Origin of the sequence: Sphingopyxis sp. EG6 (assembly GCF_003609815.1) — a bacterium.
GTDB lineage: Bacteria > Pseudomonadota > Alphaproteobacteria > Sphingomonadales > Sphingomonadaceae > Sphingopyxis.
In genome coordinates this window covers 118100-127500 of sequence record NZ_AP017603.1, presented here as the reverse complement: position 1 = coordinate 127500, position 9401 = coordinate 118100, and the positions used below count along the sequence as shown (strand labels likewise).

9 protein-coding genes and 1 pseudogene (1 of these 10 cut by a window edge) are annotated in these 9401 nt (G+C 66.5%); 4 read left to right on the top strand and 6 right to left on the bottom strand.

The annotated features are described in order from the left end of the window. Both SPYCW_RS19185 and SPYCW_RS00590 read left to right on the top strand, forming a co-directional pair. Positions 1 to 452 carry the 3' end of a glycosyltransferase family 2 protein gene (locus SPYCW_RS19185; RefSeq protein WP_232014776.1) on the top strand. It extends 565 nt beyond the left edge of the window, so only the last 452 of its 1017 coding nucleotides appear in the window; the start codon falls outside the window, past its left edge; it ends in the stop codon at positions 450 to 452. Beyond that, on the top strand, positions 449 to 1966 hold the full coding sequence (locus SPYCW_RS00590) for a lipopolysaccharide biosynthesis protein (protein WP_232014775.1): 1518 nt from the start codon (positions 449 to 451) through the stop codon (positions 1964 to 1966). Before SPYCW_RS19185 ends, SPYCW_RS00590 begins: the two co-directional genes overlap by 4 nt. Here SPYCW_RS00590 and SPYCW_RS00585 read toward each other — a convergent pair. Further along, positions 1951 to 2376: a CBS domain-containing protein gene (locus SPYCW_RS00585; protein ID WP_120215151.1), complete on the bottom strand. Its 426-nt coding sequence runs from the start codon at positions 2374 to 2376 to the stop codon at positions 1951 to 1953. The genes SPYCW_RS00590 and SPYCW_RS00585 overlap by 16 nt on opposite strands. Positions 2377 to 2501: 125 nt before the next feature. Between SPYCW_RS00585 and SPYCW_RS00580 the strand changes: the two genes are divergently transcribed. Next, positions 2502 to 2804, top strand: coding sequence for a hypothetical protein (locus SPYCW_RS00580; protein WP_120218019.1), 303 nt, complete (start codon positions 2502 to 2504; stop codon positions 2802 to 2804). Continuing rightward, a pseudogene (locus SPYCW_RS00575) lies at positions 2801 to 3184 on the top strand (acyl-CoA thioesterase); the annotation flags it as partial. The gene SPYCW_RS00580 and the pseudogene SPYCW_RS00575, both read left to right, overlap by 4 nt. Before the next feature lie 19 nt (positions 3185 to 3203). On the opposite strand, the gene SPYCW_RS00570 reads toward SPYCW_RS00575, so the two are convergent. The 5 genes from SPYCW_RS00570 to prfA all read right to left on the bottom strand — a co-directional run bounded on the left by SPYCW_RS00570 (position 3204) and on the right by prfA (position 9352). Beyond that, entirely contained in the window at positions 3204 to 4757 is a 1554-nt protein-coding gene (locus SPYCW_RS00570) for a DUF4139 domain-containing protein (RefSeq protein ID WP_120215150.1), read from the bottom strand. A 10-nt stretch (positions 4758 to 4767) separates the two neighbouring features. Further along, positions 4768 to 6183, bottom strand: coding sequence for a DUF4139 domain-containing protein (locus SPYCW_RS00565; protein WP_120215148.1), 1416 nt, complete (start codon positions 6181 to 6183; stop codon positions 4768 to 4770). A 77-nt stretch (positions 6184 to 6260) separates the two neighbouring features. Continuing rightward, a complete protein-coding gene (locus tag SPYCW_RS00560; RefSeq protein ID WP_331852394.1) occupies positions 6261 to 7169 on the bottom strand; it encodes a DUF4167 domain-containing protein in 909 nt (302 codons plus the stop codon). 271 nt (positions 7170 to 7440) lie between these two features. Further along, a complete protein-coding gene (gene prmC / locus SPYCW_RS00555) occupies positions 7441 to 8292 on the bottom strand; it encodes a peptide chain release factor N(5)-glutamine methyltransferase (RefSeq protein ID WP_232014774.1) in 852 nt (283 codons plus the stop codon). Continuing rightward, positions 8285 to 9352 carry a peptide chain release factor 1 gene (gene prfA, locus SPYCW_RS00550; RefSeq protein ID WP_120215146.1) on the bottom strand — a complete coding sequence of 356 codons (1068 nt, stop codon included), beginning with the start codon at positions 9350 to 9352 and terminating at the stop codon, positions 8285 to 8287. Before prfA ends, prmC begins: the two co-directional genes overlap by 8 nt. Positions 9353 to 9401: the final 49 nt, after the last annotated feature.

Below are 9401 nucleotides of genomic sequence, written 5' to 3'. Positions count from 1 at the left end.
ACCTGTGGGTGCGGCTGCTGATGGACGGCGGCCATGTTCGCTATGTCGATTCGGTGCTCGCCGACTATCGGGTCCGCCCGCGATCGGCGTCGGTCAGCCTGCTGCGGAACATCCGCGGCAACATCCGGGTGTATGACAAGGTCATCGCCGCCATGCCGGGGAGCCATGAAGCCACCGTCGCCGCCGCCGTGCGCGCCGCCGACCTCGACCGGCTGGAGGTCGAGGAAGCGCTGGCGGCGGTCATTGCCGGCGACGTCCGGCCCGGCCTCGCGCGATTGCGCGCCGGGCGCCAATATCTGAACAACCCATTGTGGTCCTTCGCCTTCGCACTATGGAATGTCTTTCCGTGGCTCGCGCCGCCGATGCTGGCCTGGCGCCAGCGGCGACATCAGGGGTCAAGCCGCCGCCGCCCGGTGCGCGGCACGGCGCAGGGACAGGTGCAGCGCGTTTGAGCGATTTCAACGGTCAGGATGGCAAGGTCGATACGGCGAAATTCGGCGATCGCGTCCGCTCGGCCGTCATCTGGCGGTCGGGCAGCCAGATATTGGCGCAGATCATCACCTGGTCGTCGACGCTGCTGGTGATTCGCCTGCTCGACCCGGCCGACTATGGGCTGTTCGCGATGACGCAGGTCGTGCTCGCCTTCCTCGCCTTCCTGAACGGGTGGGGATTCGCCAGCGCCCTGGTTCAGTCCGATTCGGTCGATCCATTCCGGCTGCGACAGGCCTTCGGGCTGCTGCTGCTGCTCAACGGGATGCTCGCGGCGATCCAATATTTTGGCGCCCCCGTGGCCGCGGCCTATTATGGCCAGCCGATCGTCGCCGACCTGCTGCGCGTCCAGGCGCTGATCTTTCTCGCCACCCCCTTTATCGCACTGCCCGAAGTGATCATGAGCCGCGCGCTGGATTTTCGGCGGCAGGCATTGGTCAATCTGGTCGCGGCGCTGGCCGGCGCCAGCACCGCGCTCGCCTGCGCGCTCGCGGGCTATGGCGTGTGGACGCTCGTCTATGCCCCGATCGCCCTGTTCTGGACGCGCGCGATCGGGCTGACCCTCGTCGCGCGGCTGCTCGTCTGGCCGAGCTTCAACTTCAAGGGCTGCGGCCAGATCATCGGCTTTGGCTCGGCGATCCTGTTCAGCCAGCTGTTCTGGCTGGTGCAAAGCCAGTCCGACATCCTGATCGCGGGCAGCCGCTTCGATCCGCACGCGCTGGGCCTCTATGCCGAGGCGCTGTTCCTCGCGCAGATCTTCATGGCCAAATTTGTGCCGCCGCTGAACGAGGTCGCCTTTCCCGCCTATGCGCGGATCAAGCACGACGGCGATGCGGTGCGGTGGAGCTTCCTGAAAACCGTGCGCCTGCTGACGCTCGTCGCCGCGCCTTTCTATTGCGGCCTCGCGGTCACCGCGGCGCCGATGGTCGAAACGGTGTTCGGCACGAAATGGCTGGGGATGGTGCCCTATGTCCAGATTATCGCGCCGGCGCTGATGCTGATGACGGTACAGATTTTGTTCGCGCCGCTCGCCAACGCGCTCGGCAAGCCGTCGCTGGCGATGTTCAACGCGCTGAGCGGCGCCATCCTGTTTCCGACCGCCTTTCTGATCGGCGCACAATGGGGCCTGATCGGCATGGCGTGGGCGTGGCTGGTCGCCGCGCCGCTGCTGTTGCTGATCACGGCGTACCGCACGGCGCCGCTGATCGGGGTGTCGGTGTGGGAGGTCGGCCGCGCGATGTTGCCGGGATTGACCCCGGCGCTGGCGATGGCGGTCGGTGTCGGGCTGGCAGCGCAGCTGATGGCGCCGCTCGGGATTGCCGCGCCGCTACGGCTGGTGGCGCTCGTCGCCTTGGGCGTCGCGCTCTATGCCGGTCTGTTGTGGCTGCTCGAACGCGACGCGATTGCCGAAGTGGTGCGGCTTGTCGTGCGCCGCCAGCCGCCCGCCGCGGAGGCCGCGACTCAGGAAGCGATATAGTCGCGCATCGCCGCCGCTTCGGCTTCGATGCGGTCGATGCGATATTTGACCAGATCGCCGATCGAAACAAAGCCGACGAGTTTCCCGCCTTCGACCACCGGCAAATGGCGGATTCGCCGCTGCGTCATCTGCGACAGCGCGCCCATCACCGCGGTCGACGGTTCGCAGGTCACGGGCGACTTCGTCATCACGTCGTCGAGCTGGCGATCCAGCGCCTCGGGGCCATAGGACGACATCAGCCGGACCAGGTCGCGTTCGGAAAAAATGCCGACGATCGCCTCGCCTTCCATCACCGGCACCGCGCCGATGCGATGCTGGGCGAGCAGATCGAGCACGGCGCGGACCGTATCTTCCTTGCGCGCCGCGATTACCGGGCCCGTGCGCCCGCGGAGAATCGCTCCGATCGTCATGCCATGCCGCTCCCCATGTCGATTCTATAGCCGCAAAGTCTATCATGATTCGCGACAAAGCCGAAACATCTGGTCGCATTCCATTCGCGCTTGGCCTTGGCCCCCGCTTGGTTCATGGAGGCGCGATGGTCAAACCCTCTCCGCTCGACAAGGACGCCACCGCGAAAATCGCCTGGGCGCGCTATCGCCGCTTGATGCGCGGCATGGTGCTGGTGTCGCTGATTGCGGTCGTCGGCGCCCTCGTCTGGCTGCGCTTCAGCATGGGCGAGGCGCTGAGCATCCACATGATCATCGCGACCGCGGCCGGTGTCGGCCTGTCGGTCATGCTCGGCGCCGCGCTGATGGGGCTGGTCTTTCTGTCGAGCGGCAGCGGGCATGACGAGGCGATCGAAGATCCGTTCGAAAATGATCCGGATTTGAAGCCATGACCGAAAGCAGCGCCTCCAACGCAGCGCGCGACCCGATCCTGCGCGTGGTCCCCGCTCCCGCCGACATCAACAGCAATGGCCACATCTTTGGCGGCTGGGTGTTAAGCCAGATGGACATTGCAGGCGGCATCGTCGCCGCGCGGATCGCCCAAGGCCCGACCGCGACGGTCGCGATCGAGGCGATGGAATTCATCGCCCCGATCCTCTTGCGCGACATCATCTCGGTCTATGCCCATCTCGAACGGCGCGGGCGCACGTCGATGGGGATTCGCATCGAAGTCATCGCGACGCGCGGGCGCGGACAGGAAGAGGTGAAGGTCACCGGCGGACTGTTCACCTTCGTCGCGCTTGACGAGAATCACCGACCGCGCGCCTTGCCGCCGGTCTGGCGTCGCAACGCTATTCGGGCTCGACAAACCGATAGTCGAAACTGCGGCTGTCGTTGGCCGGAACCCGAATCGCCCAGGTCAGCAGGCCATCGCGACGCGGGAGCTTGCGCAGTCGCTTGTCGAGCTTCGGATCGGGATCGACGTAAAAGCCCAGCTCAAAATCGACCGCGAACGGATTGGCGTTGGTCACGGTGACGCGGTAGTCGTTGTCGGCCATCTTTGGTGCGACCCCCCGGGCAATATCGACGCGCACCTGGCTGCTTTCGCCGATGACCAGGTCGACCTTCTCGCCGACCGCATGATCGCGCACCAACCCTTCGCCGACGAGCAGCGATTCGTTGCCGCGTGGCGCGAATACCGCAACCTGGCCGCTGGGCAGCGGCACGCCCAGTCGCGCTACTTCCTTATTCTCCATCCGCAAGACGCGCTCGGTCTCCATCGACTCGAACCGGTCGTCCGGCGAGCTGCGCAGGCGATAGATGGTCTTGAACGGCACGCGATCCTTGATCAGCAGCGCGACCTGTTTCTGCCCGTTGGCCGCTACCGTGACCGGGACCGGAACCCGGTACAGTTTCAGATCGCCCAGATCTTCCTGACTGGCCATCACTGCAATGGGCGCTGACATAAACTCGTAGCGGGCGATGCGCGATCCGGTCACGACGATCTCCGATGCGTCGGCGGCAGACATCATCATTGGCGGCGGCGCGGGGGGCGGCGGCGGCGTGCCATAACGGCCCGTCCCGAGCGGAAAGCAGCTGAGCCGCAGCGGCGGCGCCTGCGGTACATCGGCCAGCGCCTTGAAATCGGAAACCTTGTTCAGCGTCCCGGCGATCGCCGCCAGCCGCGCGTCGGCAAAGCTTTCGGCATTGCTATTCGCGACGGTGAGCCACGCGAACAGGTCGAGCGTCCGGCCATCCGCCGCAACCCGCGCGACATAATTGCTCGCCCAATCGAACCCCGTCGCCAGATAGGTCAGCGTCACCGCCGCCCGCTGCGCCGCCGGACTGCGCGTCGTCACCGACAGCGTCGGCTTGGCGGTCAGCCCCGCCGGTAACCCGTCATAGACGATCGATTTGGGCAGCCCGGTGCAGCGCAGCGATTCGAACCCCGCCGCAGTTTGCAGCACCACCGCGCCTTGCGGTCCCGACCGGATGATCGCTTCCTCCTCGCTGACCCGCCCGGTGGCCCGATCGGTGCGGCGGATATGCACCCGATTGCCGAGCGATCCATCGAGCAGGCTGGCGGGCGAAAGCAGCGCGGCGTCGCGATTCTTTTGCACCACGCCGCCGGGCAGGCCGGTGACGATCGCCGAAACCGCGATCATGCCTTCAGCGACGCCCTCGAACCGGATCACCGATTCGCCCGCGGGCAAATCGATCGTCCGCGTTTCAGAGATCAGCGCAAAGCCGTTCAGCCAGCCCGGCTCGATTTCGCCGCCTTCGCTGCGCCCGGGATCGCGAAAGACGCTGACCGCCACCGCATCGGGCGCGACCGACGTCACCACCGACTGCGCCGCGGCGGGCGATGCGGCGAGCATCAGCAGCAAGAGCAGCCAGCGGCGCATCGCTCGGCTGTCAGTAACGCGTTTCGAAGGTCGCGGTGATCGTCACCTCGCCATTGGCGGGCATCGCGACCCGCCATTTCGTCCCGTCGCTGTCGAGCCGTTCGCTCTTCTGGCTTTCGGTGATGATGCGCGTGTCGTCCCAATACCAGTCGAGCCCGCGCTGGACGAGGTCGATCGTCACCGGCTGCGCGCGCGCGTTGGTGAGCAGGTAGGACATCGAGGTGCGCCAGATGCGCGGCGACATCCGCTCGCGTTTCACCACCGTCGACTGCACCTTCACATCGAATGCCTCGCCGGTCGCCAGCCCCAGCTCGCTGCCCATCGGGGTGTGGCCGATGCTGTTCTCGCCGATAAACTGGGGATCGCCGCGCAGGTCGCGCTGATAAAAGCGCACCGTCCCCGCCGGAAGCGCATCGCCCAGCCCGCCGCCCTTCGCGCTGGTGTTGAACTTGATGACGCTCGCGGCGCTGCGCGGCTCGGTCATCGTGTCAAAGCCCGCGACGCTATATTCATAGATTTTCTGCGCCGGCACCCCGCTGACGTCGAGGAAGCTCACCTGTTTGGTCTGGGCGTTGGCGATCGTCGTGCGCTCGGCGAGCGGATAGAGATAATAGTCGCCAAGCTGTTCGCGCGGCGCCGTCTCGGTCCCGGCCCGGCGGAGATTGCCCGGCGGCGTCGGACGATAGCGGCTGTTCGCCGCCTGCCCCGACGGCGTTCCCGCCACCAGCAGCGTGCGCGCCTCGTCAAAGGTCGTGCCGGTGCTGTTATTCAGCGTCACCCACCCCTGGACATCGACCGTCCCCGCCTTTTCGTCATAGAGCGAGACATAGTCGGCCGACCAGCCGAGCCCACCGGTCAGATAGGACAGCGTGGCGGGACGCGTACCGGCGCGCTGGCTGTCGACGGTGATCGACAGCGTCGGCTTGGCGCGCAGGTTCGTCGGAATCTTGTCGAAGATGACGCGCACCGGCATGCCATCGTCGCGCAACACCTCGATCCGCGGCCCGATCTGCAGCACCACCCCGCCATTGACCGCCAGCACCTTGGCGCGCTCGCGCGTTTCGGCGCCGGTCGCGACGTTGGTGCGCAGCAGCGTCACCGTCTCGCCGACCGCCTTTTGCATCAAGGCATTGGGCGACAGCAGGTCATAGTCGAAATTCTGCTCGACGATCGCGGTGCCGTCGGCAGCAAAGGACACCGTCTGCGGCCGGATCTGCGCCGAGACGTCGGGAAATTCCTGGCGCGAGCGCCCGGTCGGGAAGGCGATCTGGCGGATGTCCTGCACCAGCGCCTGACCGCCATTATAGATGGTGACCGACAGCTGGCCCTGCGCATTGCCCGCCGTGGGGTCCTGCGCCGTCGCCGGTTGGCCTGCCCACGCCAATGCGACGACGATCGCCCCGCAAGTCCTTGCCAAAGCGCGCATAAAAAAGCCTCCCCGCAGATGGTTCGGCGGGGAGGCTATGGCATGTCGCGGTCGATGACCAGCGCGAAGATGTACTTCTATTCGGCCGCTTCGACGCCGGGATTGCGCGCCGCCAGCGTGCGGCGGGTGCGGCGCGGCTTGGCGGCGGGCGCTTCCTCGTCGCCGGTCGCGGCGTCCACTTCGGCGCCGCGTTCGGGGCGGCCGATGGCGGGGGGCAGCACGGCCGTGTCGATACCGGCATTGCCGCTATCGTCATTGCCGCCCGCCTCGACCGCGCGCGGACGGCGCGGGCTGCGGCGACTCGCGCGCGGCGCCGGGGCTTCCTCGGCGACGGTTTCGCCGTCGTAACCGCTCGCGTCATCGCCATCGCTGTTCCGCGCATCGCTGCGCCCCTCGTCGCGATCGCGGCGCGGGCGGTCCTGCGACTGGCGGTTGCCGCGATGATCATCGTCGCGGTCGCCGCGCGTGTCGCGATTGCCGCGCGCTTCGCGCTGGCTGCGTTCGAGGCGGTCCCCGCGATCGTTGCGATCTCCGCGATCGTTGCGATCTCCGCGATCGTTGCGGTCATTGCGCTCGCCGCGATCGCTGTCGCCGCCGTCGTCGCGGTCGGCGTCCATATCCAGATCGCTGTCGTCATGGCCGTCGAAATCTTCGACGCCGCGAATCTCCCGCTGGCGGTCCTGTCCGCGTTCCTGGCCGTTCGCCGCCGCCTTTTCTTCCTGACGCGCGCGAAAATCGCTCACAACGCGGAAATAATGGTCGGCGAACTGAAGATAATATTCGGTCTGCACGCGATCCCCGGCCAGCTGCGCGTCGCGCGCCAGGTTGCGGTATTTCTCGATCATCTGGGCGCCGTTGCCGCGCGCGCGGCTGTCGATACGGTTCGCCTGATCAACCCCACCGCGGCCGCCCGATTGCGACCGGTTGTTATTATTGTTGCTGTTGTTGTTGCGGCCGCGACGGCGACCGCTTTGCCGGTTGTTCATGTTCAACTGAGACATCCTGTCGAAAAGCTAATAAGCTATGCCAACCCCTTTTGGCCGACCGCGCATCTTGCGCGTCGTGCCCGCGCGCCTTGCGCGGTTCTTGCCCTTTACCGCTCGTCTGGACCCGGGCCCGGTACGAACATCGTAAGTGGGAAGCAGATCCGCCGGACCAGTATCGATGCTTGGCATCGCCAAAGGTGTCCCAGCCGGGTCTGTGACTGGCCCCTACCCCGCTTTGCGGCGAAAACCAAGCAATATTTGCTTGTGTGTGTCAGCTGCGGGTCAGCAAAAGCGCGCGGTCGCGGCCGCCCAGATCCTGACGGCACGCGGCGGCAAACCCTGCGGCTTCGGCAAGCTCCCATACCGACGCACGTTGTCGATGCCCGATTTCAAGCACCGCCGCGCCGCCGGGGGCGAGCAGTCGCGGCAGATCAGGGATGATCCGGCGGTAATCGGCAAGCCCGTCGGCACCGGCAAACAGCGCCCCCGCCGGCTCATGATCGGCGACATCGCGCATCAGCGGCTCAGCATCGCCAATATAGGGCGGGTTGCACAGGATCAGGTCGAACGGCCCGTCGATACCGGCGCCCCAGTCGCCCGCGCGGAAGGAAGCACGATCCGCCATTCCCAATTCCCCGGCATTGTCGCGCGCATAGGCCAGCGCCTGTTCGGACGCATCGATCCCGACGCCGGTCGCTTCGGGAAATTCGCTCAGGGCGGCCAGCAGCAAGGTCCCCGGCCCCGTCCCGAGGTCGAGCACCCGCGACGGCCATCCCGCCCCGCGTCCGCGCGCCAGCTCTAGACACGCTTCGACCAAAGTCTCGCTGTCGGGGCGCGGGATCAGCACTCCCGGTCCCACCTCGATCCGCAACGTCCAGAAATCACGATAGCCGACGATATAGGCGATCGGCTCGTGCGCCATGCGCCGCGCGACCAGATGCGCGTAAAGCTCGGGCACGTCGTACCGCGCCGGATCGAGCAACACATCCTGCCGCTCGACCCCCAGCGCATGCGCCATCAGCAGTTCGGCATCGAGCCGCGGCGTATCGCTGATCCCCGTCAGCAGGTTGGTGGCGGTGCGGAGCGACTCGGCCACCCCCGCAAAAGTCGGGCGTTCAGTCACCCAGCCCCGCCAGCCGCTGCGCCTGATCCTCGGCGATCAGCGCGTCGATCAGCTCGTCCATCGCCCCCTCGATGATTTCGGGCAGGCGGTGGAGCGTCAGGTTGATCCGGTGATCGGTCACCCGCCCTTGCGGGAAATTATAAGTGCGGATGCGTTCGGAGCGGTCGCCCGACCCGACCATCGACTTGCGCGCCGACGCCTCGGCATCGTGGATCTTCGCGCGCTCCAGATCATAGAGCCGCGCGCGCAGCACCTGCATCGCCTTGGCGCGATTCTTGTGCTGGCTGCGCTGGTCCTGCTGGATGACAACCAGCCCCGACGGGATATGGGTGATGCGGATCGCCGAATCGGTCGTGTTGACGTGCTGCCCGCCCGCGCCCGACGCGCGATAGATGTCGATCTTGAGGTCATTGTCGTTGATCGCGACATCGACCTCCTCGGCCTCGGGCAGCACCGCGACGGTCGCGGCGCTGGTGTGGATGCGCCCGCCGCTCTCGGTCACCGGCACGCGCTGGACGCGGTGCACGCCGCTCTCGAACTTGAGCTTGGCGAAAACGCCCTGCCCGCTCACCGACGCGACGACTTCCTTGTAGCCGCCGACCTCGGCTTCGTTCGCCGAGATGATCTCGACCTTCCAGCCCTGTGCGTCGGCGTAGCGGCTGTACATGCGGAGCAAGTCGCCCGCGAACAAAGCCGCCTCGTCGCCGCCGGTCCCGGCGCGAATTTCGAGCATCGCGGCGCGCGCGTCGGCGACATCCTTGGGGAGCAATTTGATCGCGAGATCATGTTCGGCGGCGGGGAGCGCCGCCTCGACCGCTGCGATTTCCTCGGCGGCCATCGCCTTCATCTCGGGATCGGTGAGCATCTCGTTCAGCGAGGTAAGTTCGCCGCGCAACCGCACAACCTCGCGCGCCGCGGTGGCGACGGGTTCGAGCTCGGCAAACTCCTTCGACGCCGCGACGAAGTCCGTGGGCGCCATATCGCCCGTCGCCATCCGCGCCTGCAGCGCGGCATGGCGTTCGATGATGGCGTCGATCTGGCGTTCGGATACGGAGGTCATCTTCTCAATCGTTTCAATTCTTCGTCATCCCGGACTTGATCCGGGATCC

Coding starts and splice junctions, on each gene's coding strand:
- SPYCW_RS00580 (WP_120218019.1), top strand. CDS start 2,502: ATGGTCAAACCCTCTCCGCTCGACAAGGACGCCACCGCGAAAATCGCC.
- prfA (WP_120215146.1), bottom strand. CDS start 9,352: ATGACCTCCGTATCCGAACGCCAGATCGACGCCATCATCGAACGCCAT.
- SPYCW_RS00570 (WP_120215150.1), bottom strand. CDS start 4,757: ATGCGCCGCTGGCTGCTCTTGCTGCTGATGCTCGCCGCATCGCCCGCC.
- SPYCW_RS00565 (WP_120215148.1), bottom strand. CDS start 6,183: ATGCGCGCTTTGGCAAGGACTTGCGGGGCGATCGTCGTCGCATTGGCG.
- SPYCW_RS00585 (WP_120215151.1), bottom strand. CDS start 2,376: ATGACGATCGGAGCGATTCTCCGCGGGCGCACGGGCCCGGTAATCGCG.
- SPYCW_RS00560 (WP_331852394.1), bottom strand. CDS start 7,169: ATGAACAACCGGCAAAGCGGTCGCCGTCGCGGCCGCAACAACAACAGC.